The organism is Pseudomonas sp. MB-090624, assembly GCF_003205245.1.
Lineage (GTDB): Bacteria > Pseudomonadota > Gammaproteobacteria > Pseudomonadales > Pseudomonadaceae > Aquipseudomonas > Aquipseudomonas juntendi.
On sequence record NZ_QJRK01000029.1, the window covers coordinates 1 to 26,003 of the forward strand.

A 26,003-nucleotide genomic window follows, 5' to 3' on the forward strand; every position below is an offset into this window, starting at 1 on the left:
CTTTCTCGGTCACTTGCTTGACCGCTTCGATCTTGAATTCTTCGGGGTAACGCTGACGACTCATGGCACCTCCTATTTGGGCCTCATTATGAGGCTTGGAGGTGTCTACGAAACCAGGGGCGATTCAGCATTCTTGCTGAATGTAACCTCTTTGAAATTATAAATATCTTTAATTTGTTCTGCCTGAATCAATGCATTAGCTAAATCAGATTCAACGCTAACATCAGAAAGATTTGAGCTTGACGAAAATAGAGGTGAAGTCATTAAAGCTTTTGACCAAAGTGTTTCACGGACTTTAACTTTAGCCTTGTTGTATTCAGTAGTGAAAGCACTGAGCTGATGAGTTTGAATGTTCTCCATATTAATTTCCTCTTGTTATAATATACAAATACCATATAGGAAATGTTTATCAACCCCCTTTATTCACTTTTTTTAAAATTAATAGTAATGGACCAATTAATAAATAATTGCTGTTCCCTAAAAATCCATTGCGAGTTCAACACTCCTTAACGCCGAGTTGAACACTCCTTAACGCCGAGTACGACACTCCTTACCAATTTTCAAATTGCCTACAAGCCTTGAAATATAAGGGCTTGACTGAACACCCCTTACATTACTAGTACTGGTATATATTATATTACTTTCCTATATCCATATTATTTTGTTTTGTACCAATCATTTTTTACATAACCTTAAAATGCGAATAAAGGGGGTTGATAAATTCGTCCAACCACTCCCCATAATCACTAAATAACAAAACCAAAACCATCTGAATGTTTAAAGCGATTGAAAGGAAATTATCAAAAAAAAGAATAAAGGGGGTTGATAATAATTTGAGTTGTGATAATTGTACTATTAACTGACATGAGAAAGGACGATATGACTATTCGATACGAAGATAAAAAAACAGCTCTAAATGAAATTAGGGAAATGATACGAAGAGAAATCTATGCCGCTGGAATAGATGAAAACTCACTCAACAGCAATTATTTGTCTATTACAAAAAAATCACCATTGTTCTGGATAGCAAATTCTTGCATTGGTGAATATTCAAAAACTTTTTCTAGAAGACATAGTGAATTACTCCCAACAAAAAATTACAAATACAATTTGATTTGTGGACAACCACCAACCGAAACTGAGTTATTGGGAAATACAACAAGAAAAGGTTTTCAAGTGGCAGCAGTGCAAAAGCTTGAAGAAATATTTGCTGGGTTAGAAAATGAGTGCCCGATACGCATTACAAAATCTATGCCTATCGAACACGTTAGGATGATTCATAATCACATCAAGAAAAGGGGCTATTAGCCCTTCTTTTGTTAAACCCATACAAGCACCCTGAGAAACACAAAGACGCTGCAAAAATGGACAGCCACTGAGTTTTAAAGGCGTATACGAAACAAAGCATTAACAAGTCGCTATTGAAAAGGGATGACCACCCGCCAACAGACACACATTTCACGTAAGCTAAAAATAGCCCTACAAACATTGCGATTAAACAAAACCTATAAAACAATTTCACGCCGGATATCCATTATTGATACATTCAATATATCCGCAATAAAATCTATTTCAAATATTTGATTTAAAAAATCAAAGAGGTAATATGTAATAAACAACAACGCAAATTATTATGAACTTAAAACACATCAAAAACACACCCGATTATCTCTATGAATTGGGATACATAATACACAATAGCTTCAAAAATAATATTCACAAATTTACGGCACTTGATGAAGCAGGTAATCAAGTAAAAGCTGAATCACCAGATTACGCACAAGCTCTATCAGACTTGAAACTAAACGTGACACTCATTGAGTTGAACAAGCAAAGCATTACACCAGCTAAGCTTTTGGCTGTTGGTCTAGGTAATACCACTGATGGAAAATCCTACATCCAAAAAGCACTGGGTTTGAAAGGACAGTTTATCATGTCCCGTGTCGAATCAACTCTTAAGAATCATCTTCTGAAGAAAAGCGAAACATTGGACCCAGAATCATCTAATCCAGTAGTAGCTGCTAAAGGTTGCACAATCGTTAGATTTATTAAGGAATATCACGAAAAATTTGGTAAGCCGGAAACAGTCAATGCAATTGATGATTTTTTGAATGGTAAGGAAAAATTTAAGAACTTACCTAATGAGGTTTTAGATTTATACGCGACAAGCGTTGACCAGTACATGGAAGTTTTACGAAAAGAAAAAACGCAATATCTGGTGAAAGATACAAAGCCTACATTACGAATAGTGAAGTAACATCGAAAAAACAGAACCAGCCCACGCTGGTTTTTCTGTTATTTGAAAAAATATTCAAAAAAAGTGAATAAAGGGGGTTGATAAATAATTTTATTATGCTAATTGTATTATTAACCAAACAACATTTATAGGTCCAAAAATGACAACATCCAAATTAAAAACAAAAATAGCAATCGCATCATTAGCTATAGCGGCACTATCAGCAGCAACATTTTCAGCAGCAACAGTATTTTCAAACAATCATGAAATAACCTCAGCAGTTATAAAAGACAAAACCAATGATTTTTTAGGTATGGAATCAAACGGGCTAGCATCAGTTTCTTTATCTGATGCTTGGGATGCAGACAAATCTACTGTTTCAGCGGTTAAATTCTTACAATGCTCAGTTAGCTTGCCTGAATTCAAATTCGTTTCTTTATGCCACAAATTAAAGCATGGCAGTGAAGAAATGAACCGCGATTCATTAAGAGCAACAATTACATATTCTAAGATATACAACAATGTTAAGAATCAAGGCTTGGAAAAGCATGTTATTGATGCATTAGTTGTATCAAACCTAATAATGTCAGATTCAAATTAAACCATTCATATCAAATAATATTTCAGGTATAACAAATTGACTAGCTTAGAGCTAGTTTTTTTGCGTCTGCAATTTGCAATGATTTAAACCTAGCATTATAATAATTGAAACAACATCTAATAAAATTATGTGGAAAGGTAACAACAACCAAATATCAGCAAAACAGTTTTACTTAATAATCAGAATGGTTGAAGCTGATTCAATCTTAATAAAATCAGATTTCAAAAACCTTGAATCAAAAAGGGCTGAATTTACCAGCGACATACTCGACTCATTAATCAGACAAGGGGAATTCAAACATAAACAATCGGGGCAAATCGCAAAAGCATATCTCAAAGAATATCCATTCTTGAAGGCTATCCAGAGGTATGACAGAGACGATTTGGCACTGGCTATCTCGAATCACTATTACCCTAAGCTTGTTGGCGTGGATATCCTCCACATCACTCAGATGACAGCTTGTGAAGCTGTATCAGTGGCTCAGGCCATGCTCATTGACTTTGACCCTAACAGCAAGCGTATGGATGGCACTGAAGAGCTTGGGGAGTTCACCAAATACGCTGGTAAGCCCGGTACCTTCTTCAATGCGGTTGAAACCCGCAGGTGCTTTCAGCACCAAACGCTTTATAAAAGGCCATTTGAGGAATCTGAGCGTTATGCCTTGCTTGGCTTAGACAAACCCCTCATGGCTCAACCAGAGGCCATTTCTGACGTTCCCGAGCATACCCTTGAACAAACCGTTGTCGAAACTGGGATCGAGCTTGAAACCGTCGAACCAGATGCTTTTGAAGCTGATGACTGGGGCTATGAAGATTCAGATGAAAGCAACCATGAAGACCAAGATTACCTTGATGGTGCTTTGCCAGATGATAATGACAAAGATGATGAATATGAAGAAATTGATGATGATGACTTGAATAGATATATTTAAGCAGTCATTGACTGCTCAATATCTATAAAGTCAAAGCGATAGCTACTATCGCTAAAATTCATCAAATAAAAGGTATTTGAGATAGGTATGTAATAAAGCTTGAACTGGTCAGTATCCAACATTTCAAAATTACGGCTGAATCTATCTGAACGATAAACAAAACCAGAAAGCTTTTCACAATCCACATTTACCGCATATTCAATTTGAGCTTTCCAATCTTTACCTTGATTAACTGACTGAAGGTGCTGCAATGCATGGCTGTATAAGTAATGCTCAGCCAATATCACTTCCCTGAAAAATTTTGATACTGAGTCATTCACTTCAATTTTGAATTTAACATCAGCTACTGGTGATTTAAGAACGATACTAAACATATCGACCTCTCACACAGATTTACCAAATCTTTTCCTTAAGCCTAATGTGAGCTTCTGGAAATATTCTGTTAAAGGCGTTCCATTCCTGATGATTTTCCAATTGAATTTAAGGAAAATACCCATTAGGCCAGCTAGATATGAAGATGTTATTAAAGCTGCAACTGGCAATCCAAATGTAAGGTTTAGGCTAAGGAAAACGACAAATGCAGAAGCAACAATTAATTTTTGTAGATTATCTTGATTGTTTTTCATAGTAAAATAATAGGTTGTTGTTAATTATTATAATACTAGATTTGAAAAATGCAAATTGTAAATTAATGACATTAGAGAACCATCAACCCCCTTTATTCACTTTTTTAATCATAAATAAAAAAGCAAAACCAGCATAATGCTGGCTTTGATTACTTGGCACTAGCCAAACCTTTTATCTTACTAAATACAGAATCTACTGATGTTAAAGCGTTTTGCGTGCCAGAGAACATGGAATTTTCTTCTCTGTCAAATGTATCCATCACGACCTTGACTGATGTACTTGCAGTATAGATGAATAAAAATACATACAATGCATGGAATACGCCCTGCATCAAATAATCAGCACTATAGCTATTCATTGAATACATAGAGACGTATTCTTGCAAGTTTGTATAAATCAAAATTGAGCAAATACCCATCATCACATACATTACGAGCAAAATGCCTACCCATGATACGCCCATAATTAATGGCCTCCACGCTATATCATGGGTACCACCAACTCTGATGAAGTCGAAATAGCTCATATCAATTTTTCTTTTCATAATAACCGAAATTACCAAACCGAAAATGGCAAATAACATGGTGAAGACGATAATTAAAACCATGAATAGCCAATCAAGGATTTTAAAAAGCTGTCTACCGAATAATTCATAGCAGAATTTTAGGTAGAAGAACCCGATTACTAATGCAATACCATAGAGAATACTTGCACCCATTTTTGCTGGTTTTTCAATTGAACCAACACCTTTATTGGTTCCAACAATTTTGTTATTTTCAGACTTGCCCACGGATGAAGCCACTGTAAGTATCAAGTAACCAGAGAAAGCTGGAGCGACTACCGAAACGGTTGCATCAGTAAGTCTACCTGCGATATCCATTGAACCGATTGCACAATTCGATTTGTTCAAACAGTCAGTGTAATTGAAGCCTGTGAGCGAAGCAGCACCTCCAGTTACAACGTTAATAGAATTGAAGATATTGACAGGCTCACCACTGACCCCTAAAGACGTAGCATAGCCTTGAAGGTCATAATCATTGTTCGCCCCTTCATCAGACTTAACAACCGTAGATGATTTGAAGAAATCGGCGGAATAGTCTAGAGCAGACTGAATCATGGTTTTTCTAACACGAACCTCGGTATTCACTGTGATGGCACTGATGACCTCTAAACCTGCAGCACGGTAATTCATCTTGTATTCATTGTTAGCGTTGACCATATCCCATACACCACCTATGCCGCTGGTGAATTTATTTGGAGTCACCTTAGCTGAAGCTTTCAATGCTGCTGTATATATGTCAACCGCAAGCTGGTTCACCAAAGCTTGTCTAATTTCTTTTAAGGCATCACCAGACATAGGGGTATCAGATACGACTTTTAAATATCTTTCTTGTGAGAATTTGACATTACCGTCAACGTCCATATCCATACAAGCTGCATATGATTCTTTTGACCTACCTTGATTGAACTGATAAGCGTAGGAACAGTTGTTACGTTCAACAAGATAAGAATACCCACGCCTTTCTCTATCAGAAATGCTTTTGAGCTTTTCCATAATCTCTGTTGTTTCATCAGTCACAAATCCATTTGATATATACCCAACCTGATATTCTTCATATCCGTATACCGTAGTAGCACAATATGACGTATTTAAAATATCCAATTGGGTAAACATTGCAGCGTCACCAGCATCTTGAACGTTGGATTTACGAAGGCAATTTATGAAATCCCTATCTTCAATTTTTAATCCACGATGGTCAGATTCGTTGGAATTATTAAAAAGAATGACTTTCCTGTTTCTGAAATCGGTTACGTTAACCTTATTCAAATCATCAATAATTTCCTCAGCCTTTGCTTGGGATGAAACCATAAGCTCATTATTGATAGGCTTAACGTCTTTCACCTGCAATCCAGCAATGATAGGAACAACGACCGCCAAGAAAATTAGGAGGATAGAAATTCCCAAGGCACCTAATGTCATAGCTATAATCCAGAAGAAATAAATCATTCCCCCACCGCCAATAAATAACCAAGCGAAGAGATAAAGGTTTTGCATACTGAACACTTCACCAGTTCTAGATTGGGTCAACAAGCCCCAAACGAAAATAGCAATCATTGAATAACCGAACCACTTAATAACGGTTAGAGTTATGTAAGCAGAAACGTTTTTTGGGATTTGGTTATTTGAGGTTTCAGGAATTCCATCAGTATTAATGTCAGCTACTGGACTTAAGAGATAAGCGGCATTGTCCCATCCCTGTTTCTCAATGAACTTAGCACCAATTCTAAAAGCAGATTGAGCATCTTTCTGAGCGTTGAAACAGTTCCCTAATGACATTTTGTCGCCATCAGCAAGCTGTGTGCAATTAGCTTGCGAATCAATTTGATTGTCGGCAACTACAATTGAAGTAAAAAAAACCAGTAGCAATAATAGCTTTTTCATAATGTTAGCGATGTTATTATAAAATATTATAATGCTACATTAAAAAAAGTAAAGCTAACTCAACAATTATTTGCCTTTAAACAACCTTGAAAAGACTAACGCAACCCCAACCATTTTAGGTATATAAACCCTAACAAGCCTTTTAGTAAATCCGAATCTATATCTATCTTTATAGTATATATCCATTGCAAGCTTTATTGAGTTCTCAGCACCAATATTCATTAAATGCTCAGGTCCGATATCTGCTATGGTTCTTAAAACCATTGGAAATATTGACTCTTTTAGTTGTGACTTTGAATTATGTATGCATACATCAATCAAGTCTTGTCTTCCAGCTTTGTTAAGTTCCTCTATGATATTTCTGTATCCGCGAATAGGTTTGAATACAGATTTATCATATGGTTTGCAATACTTACCCCTACTAACTACATGAACAGCTTTACGTGAAAAATTGACAAAGTTTCGTGAAATAAATCCTCTCGATTGTATTATCCTGTTCTTAATATCAGTTTCATCAGCCCAAAGATTATGCTCAGTAACAAACTTACAAAACTCATAAAACTCTTTGTTTTGATAACCCGGAAACAATATTTTTTTTGTTTCGTCATCACAATAGCCAGAATAGGCCATTCTGAAAGTCTCGTTGTGGTGAAGCTTATCTACAATCAGCTTATGCTCATTAATGACAAAGAAGGTGAAAAAACAATTAATTGACTGAATCTTTGCATCCATAGAATCAATCAAATGTTGCATTTCGGGCTTATCTAAATCCGCTTCTTGTTTTTTCATTATGTCTTCATTTTTGTAGCTGCTTAGTTTTTCCCCTAAATAGAAATTTAGATTAAAGTCAAGTATGTTGAATTTCATACATAGTAATATTGTTGGTTAATAACATTTTACAACGAATATTAAAATACGCAAGAAAACAAAAACCCCCTATTGGGAGTTTTTATTAATGCCGGAATAATCATATACCTTCGGTCTGTGAAGACTTAGCAGCTTCTCTACCAGCTTCACGACTATCAGCAATTGCTTTTGCTTCTTTTTCTTTTCTCTTCTTCTGATGTTCAGCTACTCTATTCTTGACTGATTCCGAGATATTTACAGCAGTTAATCGAGTAGAAGCACCCAAGATGAAACCTTCAACATCTTTGTTTTGACTATGGGTATCAGACAAGTTCATGCTTGAACCGGAAACTTGCTCACCAATTGCACCAGCTTTTGAAGACAAGCTATAAATGTGGTAGTAGAGAATCAAACCAACCACCTGAATTGAAATCGTTCCAGCTAATGAACCTATAAGCATTATGTCGGATGTAATGCCTAACAATGCTCTCAATTCATGACCTATCGTCATTACAGACGTAGCCCAGATTACAAATGCCAAACCGGCAGTGGAGAATATTTGAACCAATGTGATTCCCACAAATACCTTACCCGCATCTATCAAGAGCAATACGTTATCGTCTTTATACGCTTTGGTAAGCTTGTAAAGAAAGATAATGAAACCGATGTGGAATGCAAACAAGGTATTGATTGTGTGCATGTAGCCAATGATGACAGTGAACATTGGTATTATCCAACCAGTTATGAAGCCCACTGTCATTGCTAGGTCAATCAATCCTCTGAATCCAACCAACAATGAGTAAAGCAAGGTCACAAATATAGCAGCACCTTTACCAACAAAGGATAATGCTGTTGACATTAATCCAGACAACCCACCCTTACCGCCAAAGCCGATATCTACTAATGAACCCATGTCGCCAACCATCTTAGCGACTTCCATCAATTCAAGGACAATGTAGAATTTGAAAGCAGCACTAAACATATCTTGACCAGAACCTGCCACTATGTCATTCAATGTCCCGCTGTATCTTGAATCACACAATGCTCTATTGGCTTTACATTCAGCGTATCCAGCAGAGAACGACTTGTTAGGATTCATGCCAAGGTTATGCTTCATTGAAACGTTATAGTCAAAGAAACCTTCAATGAAACTCTTAGCCTTTTCCATAAATCCAGAATCATTTTCCTTTATCTTTGCTGATTCAAAAGATAAATTATCACGACCTTTATTAACGTCTATTAATGATTCTAAATACATTGCGTTCATATTGGACAATATATTTCTGTAATATGGGTTTTGTTCTAATTCTTTCGCATCTTTCTCAGCACCCATTAACATTACCATGTCAAGGTAGTTTTCATTACTCATTTCACCTGAATATGAAACCTCCATACTATTCTTTATTGAGTAATTGAGCTTATTTTTTTGGCGAGTAAGCATAGTGAAAGGCTCAGCAGCTTGACCCAACGCAGCACGGCCATACAAGCCATAGGACAAGATTTCATTACGGTACACATCAACCTTTGGTTTGAAGCTGTTTGCCCCTCTATCAACGCCCTCTTGCACTCTACTATCAAACATCACTAATGCAGCAGCAGATGCCAAAGCTCTGACTTGCAATTCGTTCGTTTTGGTAGCGTCATCAGTACCGAGATATAGAATTTTACCTTTTTGCAATGTGAGGCATTGCCAGTTCATTTTCACAATATCATCAGAGACGTTCGCAAAATTCTCACCAGATTTACCATTCAACTTAGTAACAAGATTGACAGTCTCAGTAGATATTGCTTTTCTATTTGAACAGTTCCAAGCTTTGGCAAAGACAGCATGTCTTCTTGCAAATGTAAACTTAGCTTCTATTGCATTTTGGTTGTTGTTAACACCTTTGATAGCGGCTGTATATGCAGCAACATAAGCGTTGATGTAATACCCATTTTGAGCAGCGTTTATCTTCTCCTTAGAAATTATTTCTTCTACATTCTTCAAACCTGAATCTACATTAGACTGTATTGTCTTAACCAAATCATCAGAAGTCTTCATCTGGGTTTTGATGGTTGAATTTTTTACAGCGTTATATGCTTCAGTTTCAAATTTATTTAAGGTCTGTGTAATCCTTTCGGGAGTCATGAACTCCTGAGCGTCTTTGATAGCTTGATTAATGATTTTTTGCCCTAGCTCATCATTATCAACATCACTCAAACTCAAAGGGAAACTAGGAGCATTTATTTGGAAACCTGTTGATTGTGAGCAATACTTATCTTCAATGTAATCATCGAAATCATGATTCCATTCAGCATTATATTGATATGTATTGCCTTGGTCTTTTTCAGGTACCAATTTATACTTTAGGTTATTTTCAAAGTTATTGAAAATCTCACCCATCGTAGATGTTGTATTTTTGAAGGATAGATAATCACTACGGGCCAAATTATTGGCATTCATTCTCAAGCAATTGTATTTTGTATTCTCTTCTTTGAATGCGTTTCTTAGTAAATTCTTAGAGCTTTCGTCCATATTACGCACGTAGGCATTAAGTGACTCTACTGTTGAAACATCAGCGTTGAGCTGTGCTTGTGAGGCCATAGAAAGAAGTGTCACGTTGTGAACACCGTTTGCGGGTACCGTGCCTTGAATAGCTACCGTGGCTCTAACGTCTCTATAGACTGTCAAAAGAAGAAAACCGATTAGCAAAACAACAACGTATGATGAGAAACTTAATAGCTGCATTTTCTGGTTTCTAGCAGTTACAGCAGCGGCAACACTTCTCAAATGTAATCCAGTTCTTATTGAAGCAAAGAATAAGATGATAAGCCAAACTAGAGGAACTAACCCAACGTCAGTAATTCGACTTAAATTGAATCCACGAAATTTTGTTTCGTCAGTATACCCCCTCATCTTTAATTGCCATTTTGCAATTGATGTATCGAAGGCATCCGGGTCCATCATCTTTAATTTATTAATTTGAATATCTTCATTACAGATAACGTTTACATCAACCTGCTCAGGGTCAAAATCCATCAACGTACCTTCAGCAGCTTGTTTTGCAATTTCACACATGCTGATTTTGTCAGCATATGCAAAATTAGCCGTTGATAAAACGACTAATAGTAGAAACGATTTCATCCATTTCATATTTCCTCCCTGTTGCTTACACCTTCATTGAACCATTCCGGCTGATTCTCCTTTGGTTCATTTTCAAGAAATTCTTCTTTCAATTTTTTACTGAAGTTAATCCCTGAAAAGCTCAATACCCCAAAGACGATTTGACTAGCGAAAAACACAAGAAATTCTCTAAGTGCATTTGAATGCCCGTATGTTATAGCCCAGAGGCCAATTGAGATAACAGATGGGAACATGCAATGCCAAATCATTACATGCTTTACCAATTCTCTATTTTGTTTTATCGCATTCACCAACGATGGTATTGACACATCATCAGTCATGCTTGTTTGTGATTTATTTTCGTTCATTGCTTCCCTCATTCTTGTTGGTTGTTGGCACATCACCATACAAGAGAATAGAGAGAACATTTGATATAGGAGCCTGCTCAGCTTGTGCCGAATTACCACACGTTAACGAATAAGTAATGAGCAAAATGAAAACAGGAACATACAGACCACTTAATCTATTCATTTTGATAAATGATGTTATTACTAATAAATATAGCACTATAATATATTAAATCAATATACAAGCTCATATATGGTGAATTAATTTTGATATGAATTATATTTCCAGCAGGAGGAAAAACATTCCAGCTAGAAATGAGAAAGCATTGATATCCTGTTGTAGACAAAATTGAATTGTGAATTCACCCACGTTGTAGACAATCCTGAAAAAAGCCTTGTAGACATTTATAGAGAAAACACTATTAGAGAAGCGAGAAAGCAATTAAGCAAGATATATGGTTTTGTCTACAACAAACCAGTGTCTATCGCGTTTCACTTGATTGGTTGAATAATCAACCTAATTTAACCTACTCCTAACAATAATGACTAATGCAATGATTGTAATTATGAGCGAATCATTGATTTAGTATTATTGTGTGTTAATTTATTCATAGGGCAGTATTAAAATACTTCCTTCGATAAACAACACAGGAGAAAATTAAGATGAAAACAAGAGAGCAAGAATTGAATGATTTGATTCTTTCATACTCAGCAAAAACTGAACATGAAGTATCTAAGGCTATCAAAACCTTTACTGATAAAGGTGTTGCATTAAACAAGGAGCTAGGAGAGTCAGAAGCATCCATCAACACGCTCAGCATGGCCGGTTATAAGGCCAGAAACGACCACGAAGCATTACCAGCAATAGAAGCACAAATCACGGCCCTAGAAGCTAAGCAGAAGGCTATCACAGAAGAGATTAGCTACATCAAATCAGCAACAGCTAGGCTCAGTGAAATCCACGTTTGGACGCAGATTAAGAAGGTCTTGAAGAAACACAACAAGCTTTCACTTAAAGCCGTAGAAGACATGATTAAACAATCAGTATGAGGATGAAATGATTGACCAGAACCTACAACCAACAATCGACTTAGACAGCAGCTCACCATCAGAATTTGATAGTGGGTTTCCTGCTAAACCTAAGTACGTTAATAATCCGAACCGCAAGAAACGTGAAGCTAAAATAAATCCAGATTATGAAGCAGCCATCATCAAGATACTTTACAAGTACAGAAACAGGCGTAATGGATTAACTACAAAATCAGCAGTCGTAGAACATATCTTTGAAAATAAATCTTTCACCAAAAGCGAAAGTGATAAGCAGGTTAGTAGCATCAATTCACACATGACGGGTTACAAGACGCAATGTGAACAGCTTTATGAATTCTATATAAATCTAGCTACCAAAGATAAGATTCCCGAAACAAGGGAAGAGGTCATTGCACTTGCTAAAAAATACTCAACGAACAATAGTAAAAAATTGTCCGAATTATTTCATGCTCAGCTTACATCATTGACAGAAAATATAGAGAACATTCTAAAGATAGACAAATCTCACATTGACGATGATTCACCTGAAATCGAATCAATCAGGGAGCTTTTCCGCAATGGGGATATAACAGCTAATCTACCGACTCATAGAAATATAGCTTATAGACTTAACATTGAAACTGACCATAGATATTTTGGTGGCTTATCAGGCAAACAAAACTCTGGTGAAAATAGGAGAGTGCTGGAGCAAGTATTAATCCACAACACACATTTCATAATTGAAACCTACAATAGAACACACATTAAATTTCTAATGGATTTCATTTTTGAATTCGATGAAAGGCTATCAGAATTTAACGCAAACAAGTTCAAATACAAAACTGGACTTACAGAGATTTATGAATACCTCATAACACTCAATAGGAAATTGGAGAAATATAAAAATGAGGTAGCCCAATGATAATGAATGAATACGATGGTTCGTTAGTAAGAAGAATGATAGATGGTGTATCAGTGGAGGTTAAAAACAATAGCCGCTCAATACATTTCAAACTCAATTCAGTTTACAAGTCTGTCAAATATCTGTTGGAAGCAAAGAAGAAAGACAAGGACAAAATTCAAAGTGTTAAAGACAGAGCTACATACATTAAGACAAACTGTAGCTTCACTAATCCAACTATGCTTGCTGGCACCCCAGCACATGCAGCAGAGGTCGATAAACAAGCTAAAAGTATTGATGATGAGTTCATGCAACATTTCTTGAAACACGCAACACCACAGGAACTTAAAAACTTCAATGCCATTAAAAACATGAGTGGCATAACAGAAGAAGAAAGAGCCAAAGCCTTGAGGTCATTCTATGCTTATGAATTGGTAATGGCATTCCACCCCGATGAAATGGCTGGATTATCAAGACCTGAAAAAGCTGCTTTAATATCTGAAATGCAACATGAATTCTACAAGGACTTTACAGGTTGCCAAACATTAAATCATAAATACTTTGGTGTAATTCAATTTGACACAGATAACCCACATGAACAGTTCATGATTTCCTCATATGATTTTGATGGAAAACGATTGAGCTTACATAACAATTATCAAAGGTTCCAAGACTTTATAGCAAGGATGGAATCTCACCCTAAGTATGGAAAATATCTAAAACAGGTAGTCACTGCTAAGCGTGAAAAAAATGAATTCCCTAACAAGGAAGAACGTCAAAACACCGAACAATTACTTAATTCCTGTTTTTCTAAAAATACTCTTAACTATTTAGAAACAAAAGCCAATCTTGCTGAACACAACATCATTCTTGACCCTAGACATTTCAAGAACAAACTACAAAAGGTCATGATAAAGCAGAAAGGTAAGAAGCAAATTAATAGTAAAGGTCTGTCAAAAGAAATTCAGATTGGTTTATCTCGATATCTTGAATTGAAAGAGCTTGACGAGAAGCACCCGAGATACAATCTAGGTCAGAAGCTTCACACTGCAATCAATCTCATCAAAACTCACAGAAGCTCAACGCTGGATGATTTAGATTCGATATTGCACAAAGCTGGTTTTGGTTTAGAAGTCACCATGACTAAGGCAGGTTTCGTTCAAGGTTACTCACTCTATCTTGAAGACATTAATGAATCAGTGAAATTCTCAACCTTGGGAATTACTAAGAAGGAGCTTCAAAATAGCACTGAGCAGGCATCTATTATCAATGGATTGGCAACTGTAAGAACCAAAAACCCTACTGTTGATGTTCGTAGTGAGTTCCACAAAGCCAGAATCATTCTTGAGCAGAACAGAGACAAACCTTTAAACGAGATTGACAAGGTATTGAATCGCAGTGGATACGGCCTCAATTGCCATGTGAATAATGGAGAGGTTCAAGGTTATGGCCTTGTGCTTTTAGATGTTAACCACTCTATTTCCCTTGGCAAATATGGTATGGACAGAAGGAAGATAAAACCTAACCCAGAACAGGCTGTTGCCCTTAAAGAGAAATACAGCAAAATTCTCGTTACCAACGTTAAGACTGGAAAAGAAGAAGAAATAATCATGATTGGTAATGAAGCCATGATTATTGATGCAATGGGTAACATGCGTCCACTTTTCAGGAAAAGAAAAAGGGTTAATGACTACCCTTCCCTTCTAGCTTACATGCAAGACAATGGCGGTAAATTTCAAATTGCATTGAAAACTAGATTCACATTCAGGGACCACCGTTTTTACAGAAACAACGTTGAGACATTCCGTATTACTCAGAACGATGCTAACAACCTGAAAACGTCGGTCAGCAGCACAGACGTTATGACAGCCCGAGCCGTTGCCCAGCTCTACCTAGACTCAGGGTACACAGGTTTCAGAATCACCAGTGCTGGTAGTGACATTGCAGCTCGAAACTTATGGCGTGAAGGCTCGTTGCTAGGCTTGAAGGTCGAGGGTTACACCCCTACCCCAGCAGACATTGCATGGTTGAAGGAGAAGGTTCAGCCTAAGATCGAGCAGGCCAGAGCCAAGAACCTTGAAGCTATCAACGACTACAAGGCCCAACGCAAGCCGTTTGACATTAAGGTAGCGTCTAACCAGTGGGGTAGCATCGACCGAACCCCAGTAGCGTTTGCATTCGTAGACCTGTTGAAAGCTGGCCTCAATCCTATGATGGTGCTCAACCCGCCTAGAAAGGGTCAAAACAAGGCCACGGACGATGACTTGAAGGAAATGTATCAGCTCATCCTCAAAACCACCCTGCATGAGTGCCCACAGCATCTAGCTAAGGCAAAGCAGCATCTGGAAGCCTACGGCCCTGCTAAACCTATCAAGGTGGTCACACCTCCAGTTCAGCAGGTACCAGCTCAATCAACAGCTCCAGTGGTTGAGGCTCAACCAGCAGCACCATCAAACCCACATGCAGCACAGCCAGTAGCTAACCCTACCGTCAATGACATTGTGAGGGATTTCAACGAAAGAACTGGTTATGACGAAAAATTGAGACAGGAAGAAATCAGGAGGCAAGCAGCATTGGAAAAAGCAAAAGAAGATGCGAAAAAGAAAAAGTAAAAAACCCCATCAGGGGTTTCTTTTATTCTACTGGGTTGTCATCCCATAATTGCTGATTCATCGTTTCAGACGTGCAAGGTTCTTCAAATTTCAATCCTTGTGGATAATCGTCGTCAAAGACAAATTTCTCCATAGCTATTATACATTCCTGTAAGTCTTTCTCAGTAAATTCTTTAAACTTATGTTTTTGATTGCTCATATTTTTTCCTATGGTTGATAGTAACAATCTACCATAGTCAAATTCATTTTCAAGCGTACAATAAAAACCAACTATCCCTAGTTGGCTTTTATGATACATCCGTGTATTGGCAATGAGTTATAAACTATAAAAGTAAACCTATCAAACAGCATTAAGGTTACATGATTAATTAAATCATTAAACAATAATAAGTCAATAGTCTTTACAAAATAATTTAACCTAGTATTATAATAATTGAACAACATTATTTTATTATTATGGGCATTGAAAGAAAATACGACAAAATAATCAAAAAAGCTATTGCGACAGCTCCAAAGCCTGCGGACCACTATTTAAATCATCTGTATAGAACAGTTCAGCTAGGAATGATTGAAAGCTTAAATAACTTGATTTTTGAATCAAACCTTCAACGCAATGATTTAATTAAATTGACAGGCTTGACTGAAAAAATCTATGAAAAAGCAATGAAGGATATTCAAGAATACAAAAACCTATCGTATGAAACGAAGCGTGACCAGCTTAAAGAGCGAACATCCAAAAAGCTCAGAATAGCTACATTCCTTTACGCTAATAGTGAATATGACGAGAACAATATTAAATCAGAAATTCACACAATATCTGTTTATGAATTGGCTAGATTACAGAAAAAACCTGTTAAAGAAACACAAGACGACTATTTACTATTAACGTCTGGGTTGCGTAAGCAGTTCATTGAAAAATATGGCGACGAAATATCCCAAATTCAAAAAGCAGCATTGAAACGAACACCTAAGCCAATAGACCCTACCCCAAGTAATCAGGACGATATTAAGCCTGATGTGAGGGTGCCATGAGTAAAAAAGACCTCATAGCAACAGAGCTTGCTGAATTTAGGGCTAGCTCAGCAAAGCTTACCGATGCCGCTTCAATCGTAAGTAGACTGGGTGCAAATCAAGATTTCACTAAATCTCTTGATTCATTTGTTAAAAACATGACATTGGAATCACACCACCGCTTCATACATGAAGATTTGGCTAAATATATAAGAAAGCTAATCTACAAAAAGCTCGAAGCCAGATTGAATATCAAAGAGAAACCTAATGCTAGGTTCAAACAGATAGAAGAGTTAATCAATATCCTAAATAAACATGTGGTTATTCATAATCGTATGATTAACGCTCAATTAAAAGCGGGTTATGACGTTTTGAGCACAGAGCCAACCTATGGCTTCATTGGTGCCGATTTGAGCTATTTGCTAAATCCAGCAACAGCGGAAAAATACAAAAAAGTGATTGATGAATGTAAATCAGAGCAGTTACAGCTAGCTAACAATGGAATCCCCCTACTTTACACTATGAACATTGGCTTACAACGTTTTGTTGATAAGAAGCGAACCACATTAGAGACAATTAAATATCTGGCTTATTATGTCTTCAAATTTAACTTCTTGAATATCTCACAGAGATACACCAATGGCTTTAGGGTATCAATTGATTTTAAGCATGATAGAATAATAATAAATACCAACAGAGCTGATGGTAAAACTTTCAAGAAAGAAGCTGAAATCATACCAATTTTCACAAACAACATAATGGAATCAATAAGAATCACTGAACAGGATATTATTGAAATCATTGAGTACGACATAGATGCAAATTATATAAATAAGGAGAAAATATGATTACTGAAAACAATGAAGAATTTTACAATGACGCTGCTGCAAAGCTCAAAAAGAGTGGAAACTACCAATCACCAGACCAAAAGAAAATTGAGTTACGCAAGGGGATTAAGCGTTTAATAACAAGGAAATTAGATGAAGAGACTTCTAAGTAAACTTAAAGAGCTTATCACATCTAAGGCGAATAATACTCAGGTTCCCGAACCTGAAATTGAAGATGATGATGATTTTGGCGACGTTGTAAATAACAATGTTGGAATCCTCATGTCGAAAGACAAAGAGGTTTTTGACATTGATGAAATGATTTACTACTCAACTAAAATCGACTTGAACAGGCACAATGCCAATACCTTTGAAAAGAAATTCTACAATTTACTTTTTGACTCGGAGCTTATGAATATCAGATTCATCATTGCTGCAAAGCATGACGAAATCAAAGAAGCTACCCATGAGCATGACATAATGTTGGCAGAGACTATTCACCATCAAGCAACCTGCATTTTTGAAAGAGAAAAAGCCAAATTCGTACTGTATTCAATGGAGAACTTCAAAGACGAATCATTCCTAATGATTAAATCAATGAAAGCTAAAAATATCATCGCAAATTCTATGGAAGACATTGACCTATATTTCACAAATGAATGGCAAACAAGAAAGAATAAAAGCTATCCAACTGTCGTTGCAAAGCTAAAACTGGTTGAGGTAGCTATATTTGATGAGTACAAGAAATTAAAAATTATTCCAGACACACCACCAGAAGATGATTTCCTAAGTGACTCTGAAGATGAATCAAGTTCTAAATCATCATTGAATTTCAAATAAAAATCCGCTTAGAGCGGATTCTTTGTGAAGTCATCATATTTCTTTGTCCTTTCTATGAATGCTTGATAGAAAGCATGATTTAGGGTCAGAACTTCTATTTTGATTGTCTCAACCTTTTTTTCAATGAAGGTATCAGACGTTAGGATATTCGCAATAAAGTTACTCAAGTAATCATTTAACCTAATCGCCCTATTAACGCCATTCCTGTTATCATAGTTAAACTCAAATTGTAAATCAATTCCAAAGCTATCATATACTGCCTTGTATTCATCTTCATTCAATCCGTATTTATATGCACGCTCCTTGCAATATTTTGTCTTTGTAGAATCCTCTATCAACCAATATATTTCTTTTGGAAGCTCCAATAGCAACATGGAAAGGTAAAACTCACTAAATGGCTTAAAAACCTTACCTTCAAACTCAAAATCATTGTTAGCTTCATGCCATGATTCAATCATGGCTTTATTTTTTTCACCTAACGTATATTCAATCTTTTGAACCAATGCACTTGCAAATACTTTTCTCATAAATTCTCCTTAAAATTTTAATTTCTTGTTGTCTTCAACCTTTTGGTCATTAAACAATTTTGGTTTGTTATTTGATTCTTTCTCAATACCTTTCAGACCTGCTAAAGCAGCATCTAAATCCAATTCTGATGGATGACCAACTGTACCGTTGAAAATGGCTTCTCTTTCCTTTTGAGCTGGGGTATCAAGAACGTTTGGTGTATCCAAAGCATGTGCTATGGCCTTTTCTTTATCAGCAAGTGATTTACTATCGAACTGGTCAGGGCTATTCACAACATATTCTTTTTCAGGCTCAGGCAACATAAGCTTGACCAATTCCTTAGCTTCAAGGAAATCACCAGTTTTCGCTGGTGTAGGAGACACCTTGTTATTTGTTTTCCAGAAACCTATCAAATCCCAAGGTTTAACATTGTGATGCTCACATAATCTTGATATCCCAGTTTGTATGTCTTTTGGAGATAAGTTATCCACTACATTCTCTTTACCCCATAGAATGAATTTACCTTCATTCTTCTTGCTTGGGAGCATGAACATTCCACTAGATACAGCAATCGCTAAGGGTTCTTTCTTAGGCTCAGCATCCAGAGCCTGCTTAGGTTCCGACTGACCAACAGGAACCGGACTAGCATCAGGAGATTGCTTAGCTGGCTCTGAAGCATCCACTACTGGAGCTGGTTCAGAAGGTGATGGTGGCTCTGATACGACAGGAGCAGGCTGTACAGGCACATCTGGTAGCTCTACGGCTTTTGGTGCAGGTTCAGGGGCTTCTGGTGCTACATCTGGCTTGCTAGGTTGACTAGGAGCTTGAGCAGGCTCTGCAGGAGCTGGATCGTCCTTCTTGTCAGATAAGGCATCATCCATTGCAGGAGAACCAACGCTAACAGGAATCTCAGGCCCAGATGTTCCAGCAAAGCCAATCTCAGTCTTGTTCTTGAGGTATTCAGCAACGTGCTCATCAAAAAGCTTCTGGTATTGCTTAGGTACGGCTATTTTGTCGAATGGCACATTGAAATTTTCATGGAACTCAATAACTGAATTTTTCATGAATGTCACAAGTTCAGTATTTGAAAACTGGTGACTATCTAGCTTAGGTAATCTAATGTGGATTGGGTCAAATCCTTTTCTAATAGCGTATTCCTGTGCAATCGCTCTAGCGGCAGGGTTCATCAATCCATTATGAGTCATTACGACTCGACTATCTAAACCAGTTTTCACCCTAAACAATTCATTCATGTTCGCATCTGCTACGACATAATCACGAATGTAAGGGAATCCATCACCAAAGACTGGCTTATCAGAAACCTTTTTAAGCATTTTATTTTCTTTGATAGCCTTGTCTAACCAATACACATCTTCTTTACCTACTTCATTTCTTTCTTCAAGATGCTTCTTCACCTTATTAGTCATGTCTACTAAATGTGATTTAGCCTGTGCCAAATTAGCGTTTAATTCCTCAGCTAAATCTGGGTCGGTATTCTGAACCATTTCCCTAGTAGCTTCTTTATTCTCAGCTATGGCTTTGTCATGCTCACGCTTCAATTCAGCCTCAGCAAGATTTGGCTCACCACCATAACTGATATTTTCAGCAATCGCTTTGGTTCTTGCTAGGTATGCTTCTGTTTCTTCATCACGAATTCTCAAGTGATTTCTCATCAACACATCAGGCTCAATATATAGCTCATTAAGAAAATTGAATTTCTGAGAATTTTGCGTGCCATTCTTCACAGCAGTAAACATGTTATTTGCTACCGCTATATTCTCATCACCTAAATCTTTACGCACTGAAAATTGTTGAATATCACCGCCCATCAAAGACAATGACTTTGCAACATCGTCAAACGTTTTCTTATCAGCAAATGCTGAATTGAAGATAGCAGAAGCACAGGCATAAGTGCCTAGGTGTGAATGTCTCAACTCAGGGCTAACAGCAATGGCTAGCACGTTCTCACCATCCATGATGGTAAGTGCTGGGTGACGGGAATAGTCGAATGTGAAAGATGGATTTATTGCTGATATTTGCTCAGTGAAGCCTTTATATCTAGCTATTGACTGCTCAATCTTGCTTTCTTCAAATGTTACGTCTGGTATTAGATTTATACTCTGCTCATAGAAGTCACCAGCAACCAACATGTTCTTATTATTTATACCCATAGTTTCCTTATAGATGTTAATACAAGCATTATAATATATTTTTAGATTAATTCAATAATATACAGATGGAATTTCAGGGATATTTTTTGAATGCAGGATTATAATACTTGATAAATTATATTTTTATGAAATGATTAACTTTAGATGCCGTGATTATTCACTCATCAAAATCAACCATTATCAAAGAGAGGAATTATAATGAACATAAATACACCACCAGATAAAACAACAGATTCAAATGATTCAAGTATAGAGCCTAAACCAATTAATGATGTTTCACCTTTACCGCTACCAGTCAAAGAGCGACTATGCAATCAATGTCTTGAAGAGCTTGGCTTAGATGACATTAGTACGCTCGAGCAGAACAAAAATCTGATATGCGAATGGTGTATTGACAAGCAAGCGATAACGGATAATTTTGAAGAAATCATAGAAAAAGACGAGCCAGATGCTAATAACTGTGTACGTATTACAACGACAACTCATGACTATGACAAACCAAGAGTTAAAAAATCCGTCAAAATAGTTTTCACATTATTAGTTATAGCAATCGCCGCCGCTCTATTTTATTAAATTGCTCATTAAACAGCCCGTATGGGAACTTGCCATGTCTGGAACGTTTGAAAACTCGTTTACGCTCTATCTACAAGACAGAAGTAAGATGCACCACAGGCAAAAGAGATAAAAACACCAGAAAAAAAAGGCCCAATTAGGGCCTAAATCATCATCAATAAATCTGTATGTTAAGCAAGAAGCCGCGAAGTATACCCCCTCCCCTAACACATGACTAGCCACAAGAACCAATCAGCTCACCTATCATGAATGAATAGATAGCCTTTTCGTTCACCTATCACATCGAATCATCATAAATCTATAGTTTTTGCAAAAATAATGCTTGCTGGAGGTAATCCAATAATCTATTATCCTATCCAACAAGGCACAATACATAAGCCTTGATAAACCATCATCATCAAGACAATTGGAGTTTCGCATGACTACTGAAGTCAAAAGTCAAAAAGCTGAATACGATGAAGCCCTCAAGACTGGTCTTTACAATCAGCAGGGTATCAACGTTGCTGAACGAGTTCTTGACGTATTCAATACCACAGCAATTGCTAGCGAATACGAAGAGACGTTGAAGCAAATTACCGAAGCTTCCAAAGTTGGTGATGTAAAACAGGTTTTGGCACTGTCTAAAAAGCTGAACGACATTCAGCACAACCGCCAGAACCACGAAAAAGCTCTGAATGACTACAAGAACAAATTCACCTTCTCTGACATTCTGCAAGCGTACAGTGCTGAATTTTCTGAGCTGAAATATGAAGCAGCTCTGGAAGCAATGAAGTCGGCTCACATCGCTGTTGAACAATCGGGTAATACCAAAGGCACCCGAGGCCGCAACAAGTCTGCAGATGGGGTTCAAGCTCCAAAAGGTGATCGTCCACCGAAGGTTTACAAAATCACGAAAGACGGTAAGAGCATTGATTTCATCCTGCGTGCTGGCCCTGCAGGGTTGGATCAGGACAAAGAAGCTTTTGAATTCTTGGGCTTCAAGCTTGTCCCATCTGCTGATGGTAAAAAGTCTGTTCTTGAACCAGCAGAATTTGTTACTTCCACAGGCGAAAAGATTAAAGCAGCTCGGGCTTCCATCGTGAAAGCTATGGAAACTGGCGGCGTCAAGATGTTTGAGGATTACGACTGCAAAGAAATTAAGCCAACCGCTTAATCTCTGAATGCACGAAGCCCCCTACTCTGGGGGCTTTTTTGTATCTGGAATTCATGATTTCTTTTTTCTTCTACCCTTTGCTTTCAGCATTCTATACAGCATTTTCAAAACTTCGACGTTGAATAGATAAACCCTGTCGTTTGTCTTCATGTTCTTTTGAATACGACCTATTGTCAGTAAATTTGTCAATTCAATGTTTTCAGCCAACATTCTTTTTTTAATCTTGCCTAGCTCGTATCTGAACTGACTTTCCTTAACGTCAGTTATCTTTTTGCTTTCAATGAATTCTTTAATCATCATACGTCCAACTATCTGTTGGTATGCTGGTTTCTTTGAAGCAACGCTGTAATCATATCTGGTGTGATTATTGTCATGAAGTGAATCTAGAACCTTTAAGCTCTGACTTACATCACATATATACTTACTATTTGCAGCCATTATTTTATCTCCAGTATTATAATATCCCTCCTTCTATTTTTTCATAACTTTAACAAATATCAATACCAACGGTTAATTATTGGTTATCATCCTTGTAATTTTTAAATGTAGTATTATAATAATAAGTAATAACTTCAATTCATTCAATGAAGATTTTCCGAATATTAATCGCCACATCATTTCTATTACTTTTAAGTGGCTGTGACCGTGGAACCATGAACCCTAACTATCAGTGTGGCATGAAAGCTGATGGTCAAAAGGTTATGGGTTACAACAGCCAGATATGTTCTGAGAACTCAGAATATCAATCGCTTTACATGACCAACCCAGACTTCACCGTTGATTTGATTAACGATACCAACGAAGCCAAAACCGGCATTCCAGCTTTATATAAAAAAGATGAAGCATTATCAATATACAACCAGTATTTGTCTTTCATCTTCAAAAAATTACAAACCACCATCACAGACGTTGCGTTGTGGATGATTGCTCTATACCTGATTTATTCTGTATTTCAAACATTATTTGAATTATCCAGAATGTCACTACAACACCTAGAACAGACAGAGGAAAGGTATTCATTCAAGATTCTAGGCTGGAACTATTGTAAATTTGCTCTACTATTTGTCTTTATAATTCCTATTGGAATGGATGGAAACTCTTTCTTCAACAGGTATTTTTATGGAACGTCTTATAAAATTGGTCAAGAGAACTTTGCTTTCACCATTAGCACCATATCTGCTGGAGAGCAGCAAGGAGAAACTGAAAGCACGCCATTAAGCCAAGACACAAGACAATATTCCAGCGTTTATTGGTCTAGCTGGGCACTCAATAACATGACCATAAAAGGTAAGCTCAGGGACAATCGCACAGCCAAGCTTGAATACCACGAAGCTATCATGCAAGGCGGTCAATACGTGCTTCCAGTTGAGCATAGCGACTCAGAACCATATATCTTCCGTACTGGTGACAAGATTGAATTGAAGCGTTACACCGTCAAAGACGAAGCTCAGAAACAGGTCAAGGCCCGTAGCCTACTCAGCTACTCAGGTAAGGTCACATTCAACAGAGCTGGTATCACCAGTAGAGACGCAGATAGCCTAATTGCTGGCTCACCTACCACCTACATTTCAACACAGCCTAGCGAGATTCCTGCTAAGGCCAAAGCCATGATTGACGGCATGGTGTCCATCCATGGTGAAGAAATCAGGAAGAACCCTGAAGCTATCAACAGAGCCATCATATCGGGCGTTTTAAGCTCGATGCCTTACCTTGTAGAAACCTACATGAAAAAGGAACAACCAGCCGTAAACGAGATTACAAGGCTTGTTGAAGAGTTATTCTGTACGCAAACACCACTGAACACCGAAACGAAATTCCTCAACGAAACGTTTATAAAAAACATTGCTGCCAAGAAATTCTTTGAACCTAATATGATAAACCGTTGCATAGGTCAAAACGGCAGCAAATACATTTCATACGGAATTAGACCTTACCCTACTGTTGAAGCAGAAGTAGACAAGAAATATAAGGACTTAATAGACCGTGGTTATGAATACCTTGTGTCAATTGTAGGAGCCACGAAAGACATTACGGTCAATGAAGACACAGCAGAATACTGTAAGAAAGCTAGAGTTGGCGGTTTGAGAGGTGCAATTCTCTATACTGATAAATGTGTCTATGCAAACAGCTTGCAAGCTGAATATAGCGATTACATCACAAATTCATTTATCGCAGAATCTGTCGGGTTCGACCATTACATTGATACTGAAAGCCGTAAGGGTGATGACTGGTACAAATATAGCCCAGCCATGAATGATGATTTTGACCCATATATTGAAAGACTTTTCAAAACTGTATCAGTCAAAGTTACACAAGGTCAGGTATCACAAGAAGCCTATCTAAGAGCTATGGCTGATTCCTACGATGAAAAAGCAACTGGAATAGAGTCAATTGTGAACATGTTCACATCCCCTATTGAGACTCTTAAAGCTTATGTGGGTATGGATACGGATAAGCCGGACCCAATGAAGGTGAAAGCTGGCGTTCAGAAGATGTTTGTAAAAGGGGTATCCATTGGCACAACAATGTTTATGAGCGGAACCGTTGCCACAGGCATTGATAACGTAATGGAAATGAACAAGGACCAATCTAAAAAAACTGATATTGGTTACTCAGGTAAAGGCACAGGTAAGGTTAACTGGTTAACAAGCAAATTCGTAAAACTAATGTCATCAATGACAATGCCCGGATTGATTGTTGGCTTGACTAGCTTAATGGGCTTAATATACTTCGCATTGCCGAAATTAATATTCATCTTCTTAGCATTTAACTATGCAGCACAATTTCAGGTCCATTTGATGAATGGTGCATTGACGCTGGTGAAAATGGCAAGATTGGATGATAGAGATAACTTTGCACATCACCTCAACAAGCTTTTCAATTCATTCGGTTACATAGTATTTACACCAGTTATTTTATACGGTTTATATTGCATGGTGATGGTATTTGAAGGTGAAGGGTTAGCATACACCTCAACACAGTTAATGAAAACACAAACCCATACACTAATGGATTCAATAGCATTTATCTTTAACTTTGTGGCAACCATTGGTGTAGTTACCCAAGCTATTTTAGCTACATCAATTATTTGCTATCAAACAATTATGAAAGAAATGTTTGGACTAGATGAAACACCATCAATTGCTGAACACGCATTGAACATATCAATGTTTGTAGTGAAATGGTCTGTCCCATTTGTTGGTTTGTTGCTGCACCTATTCACTATGAGAAAGAAATAAATAAAC

The 26,003-nt window shown here is 37.2% G+C and carries 24 protein-coding genes; 14 read left to right on the top strand and 10 right to left on the bottom strand.

Annotation, left to right across the window (positions count from 1 at the left end; genetic code table 11):
- Nucleotides 1-105: 105 nt before the first annotated feature.
- Complete coding sequence (locus tag DMX12_RS29045) at nt 106-360, bottom strand: hypothetical protein (RefSeq protein WP_146226836.1); 255 nt, start codon at nt 358-360, stop codon at nt 106-108.
- A 519-nt stretch (nt 361-879) separates the two neighbouring features.
- On the opposite strand from DMX12_RS29045, the gene DMX12_RS29050 reads away from it, so the two are divergent.
- The 4 genes from DMX12_RS29050 to DMX12_RS16825 all read left to right on the top strand — a co-directional run bounded on the left by DMX12_RS29050 (nt 880) and on the right by DMX12_RS16825 (nt 3,768).
- The gene (locus DMX12_RS29050) at nt 880-1,308 is read left to right on the top strand and encodes a hypothetical protein (RefSeq protein WP_146226837.1); all 429 of its coding nucleotides are present in this window, start codon (nt 880-882) and stop codon (nt 1,306-1,308) included.
- Between the two features lie 325 nt (nt 1,309-1,633).
- Nucleotides 1,634-2,257, top strand: a complete 624-nt coding sequence (locus tag DMX12_RS29055) for a hypothetical protein (protein WP_146226838.1) — start codon at nt 1,634-1,636, stop codon at nt 2,255-2,257.
- Between the two features lie 139 nt (nt 2,258-2,396).
- Entirely contained in the window at nt 2,397-2,837 is a 441-nt protein-coding gene (locus DMX12_RS29060) for a hypothetical protein (RefSeq protein ID WP_146226839.1), read from the top strand.
- 184 nt (nt 2,838-3,021) lie between these two features.
- Entirely contained in the window at nt 3,022-3,768 is a 747-nt protein-coding gene (locus DMX12_RS16825) for a hypothetical protein (RefSeq protein ID WP_146226840.1), read from the top strand.
- Here DMX12_RS16825 and DMX12_RS16830 read toward each other — a convergent pair.
- From DMX12_RS16830 to DMX12_RS29080, 5 genes are all read right to left on the bottom strand, one after another.
- On the bottom strand, nt 3,765-4,142 hold the full coding sequence (locus DMX12_RS16830; protein WP_110678819.1) for a hypothetical protein: 378 nt from the start codon (nt 4,140-4,142) through the stop codon (nt 3,765-3,767). The two genes, DMX12_RS16825 and DMX12_RS16830, sit on opposite strands and share 4 nt — an antisense overlap.
- 401 nt (nt 4,143-4,543) lie before the next feature.
- On the bottom strand, nt 4,544-6,838 hold the full coding sequence (locus tag DMX12_RS29065; RefSeq protein WP_146226841.1) for an SdpI family protein: 2,295 nt from the start codon (nt 6,836-6,838) through the stop codon (nt 4,544-4,546).
- 66 nt (nt 6,839-6,904) lie between these two features.
- Nucleotides 6,905-7,627 (bottom strand): hypothetical protein, encoded by a 723-nt coding sequence (locus DMX12_RS29070; protein WP_146226842.1) that lies wholly within the window; start codon nt 7,625-7,627, stop codon nt 6,905-6,907.
- Between the two features lie 178 nt (nt 7,628-7,805).
- Entirely contained in the window at nt 7,806-10,817 is a 3,012-nt protein-coding gene (locus DMX12_RS29075; RefSeq protein WP_146226843.1) for a hypothetical protein, read from the bottom strand.
- A complete protein-coding gene (locus tag DMX12_RS29080; RefSeq protein WP_128573690.1) occupies nt 10,814-11,155 on the bottom strand; it encodes a hypothetical protein in 342 nt (113 codons plus the stop codon). The genes DMX12_RS29075 and DMX12_RS29080 overlap by 4 nt, the downstream gene beginning before the upstream one ends.
- A 642-nt stretch (nt 11,156-11,797) precedes the next feature.
- On the opposite strand from DMX12_RS29080, the gene DMX12_RS16845 reads away from it, so the two are divergent.
- Genes DMX12_RS16845 through DMX12_RS16850 form a run of 3 tightly spaced genes read left to right on the top strand, consistent with a single transcriptional unit; the run spans nt 11,798 to nt 15,676 of the window.
- Nucleotides 11,798-12,184: a hypothetical protein gene (locus DMX12_RS16845; protein WP_110678826.1), complete on the top strand. Its 387-nt coding sequence runs from the start codon at nt 11,798-11,800 to the stop codon at nt 12,182-12,184.
- Between the two features lie 7 nt (nt 12,185-12,191).
- Entirely contained in the window at nt 12,192-13,085 is an 894-nt protein-coding gene (locus DMX12_RS29085) for a hypothetical protein (protein ID WP_014860569.1), read from the top strand.
- Entirely contained in the window at nt 13,082-15,676 is a 2,595-nt protein-coding gene (locus DMX12_RS16850; RefSeq protein ID WP_014860568.1) for a relaxase/mobilization nuclease domain-containing protein, read from the top strand. Before DMX12_RS29085 ends, DMX12_RS16850 begins: the two co-directional genes overlap by 4 nt.
- Before the next feature lie 22 nt (nt 15,677-15,698).
- Here DMX12_RS16850 and DMX12_RS29305 read toward each other — a convergent pair whose 3' ends face one another.
- On the bottom strand, nt 15,699-15,875 hold the full coding sequence (locus tag DMX12_RS29305; RefSeq protein WP_156089067.1) for a hypothetical protein: 177 nt from the start codon (nt 15,873-15,875) through the stop codon (nt 15,699-15,701).
- A gap of 257 nt (nt 15,876-16,132) precedes the next feature.
- On the opposite strand from DMX12_RS29305, the gene DMX12_RS29090 reads away from it, so the two are divergent.
- From DMX12_RS29090 to DMX12_RS16860, 4 genes are read left to right on the top strand one after another with little or no spacing between them, the layout of a single operon-like run.
- Nucleotides 16,133-16,708, top strand: a complete 576-nt coding sequence (locus tag DMX12_RS29090; protein WP_128573687.1) for a hypothetical protein — start codon at nt 16,133-16,135, stop codon at nt 16,706-16,708.
- A complete protein-coding gene (locus DMX12_RS16855; protein WP_014860566.1) occupies nt 16,705-17,535 on the top strand; it encodes a hypothetical protein in 831 nt (276 codons plus the stop codon). Before DMX12_RS29090 ends, DMX12_RS16855 begins: the two co-directional genes overlap by 4 nt.
- Nucleotides 17,532-17,687 carry a hypothetical protein gene (locus DMX12_RS29310; protein ID WP_156089068.1) on the top strand — a complete coding sequence of 52 codons (156 nt, stop codon included), beginning with the start codon at nt 17,532-17,534 and terminating at the stop codon, nt 17,685-17,687. The genes DMX12_RS16855 and DMX12_RS29310 overlap by 4 nt, the downstream gene beginning before the upstream one ends.
- On the top strand, nt 17,668-18,354 hold the full coding sequence (locus DMX12_RS16860; protein WP_014860565.1) for a hypothetical protein: 687 nt from the start codon (nt 17,668-17,670) through the stop codon (nt 18,352-18,354). Before DMX12_RS29310 ends, DMX12_RS16860 begins: the two co-directional genes overlap by 20 nt.
- An 8-nt stretch (nt 18,355-18,362) precedes the next feature.
- On the opposite strand, the gene DMX12_RS16865 is transcribed toward DMX12_RS16860, so the two are convergent.
- The gene (locus DMX12_RS16865; RefSeq protein ID WP_110678833.1) at nt 18,363-18,881 is read right to left on the bottom strand and encodes a hypothetical protein; all 519 of its coding nucleotides are present in this window, start codon (nt 18,879-18,881) and stop codon (nt 18,363-18,365) included.
- Nucleotides 18,882-18,890: 9 nt separating this feature from the next.
- Nucleotides 18,891-21,011, bottom strand: coding sequence for a hypothetical protein (locus DMX12_RS29095; RefSeq protein WP_177411272.1), 2,121 nt, complete (start codon nt 21,009-21,011; stop codon nt 18,891-18,893).
- 219 nt (nt 21,012-21,230) lie between these two features.
- Here DMX12_RS29095 and DMX12_RS29100 point away from each other — a divergent pair, with 219 nt between their 5' ends.
- Together DMX12_RS29100 and DMX12_RS16875 are read left to right on the top strand one after the other, a co-directional pair.
- Entirely contained in the window at nt 21,231-21,605 is a 375-nt protein-coding gene (locus DMX12_RS29100) for a hypothetical protein (protein WP_135007164.1), read from the top strand.
- 418 nt (nt 21,606-22,023) lie between these two features.
- Nucleotides 22,024-22,758 (top strand): hypothetical protein, encoded by a 735-nt coding sequence (locus DMX12_RS16875; protein ID WP_014860563.1) that lies wholly within the window; start codon nt 22,024-22,026, stop codon nt 22,756-22,758.
- Nucleotides 22,759-22,809: 51 nt separating this feature from the next.
- On the opposite strand, the gene DMX12_RS29105 is transcribed toward DMX12_RS16875, so the two are convergent.
- On the bottom strand, nt 22,810-23,196 hold the full coding sequence (locus DMX12_RS29105) for a hypothetical protein (RefSeq protein ID WP_135007163.1): 387 nt from the start codon (nt 23,194-23,196) through the stop codon (nt 22,810-22,812).
- A gap of 215 nt (nt 23,197-23,411) precedes the next feature.
- On the opposite strand from DMX12_RS29105, the gene DMX12_RS16885 reads away from it, so the two are divergent.
- Nucleotides 23,412-25,997, top strand: coding sequence for a hypothetical protein (locus DMX12_RS16885; protein ID WP_146226845.1), 2,586 nt, complete (start codon nt 23,412-23,414; stop codon nt 25,995-25,997).
- Nucleotides 25,998-26,003 lie beyond the last annotated feature (6 nt).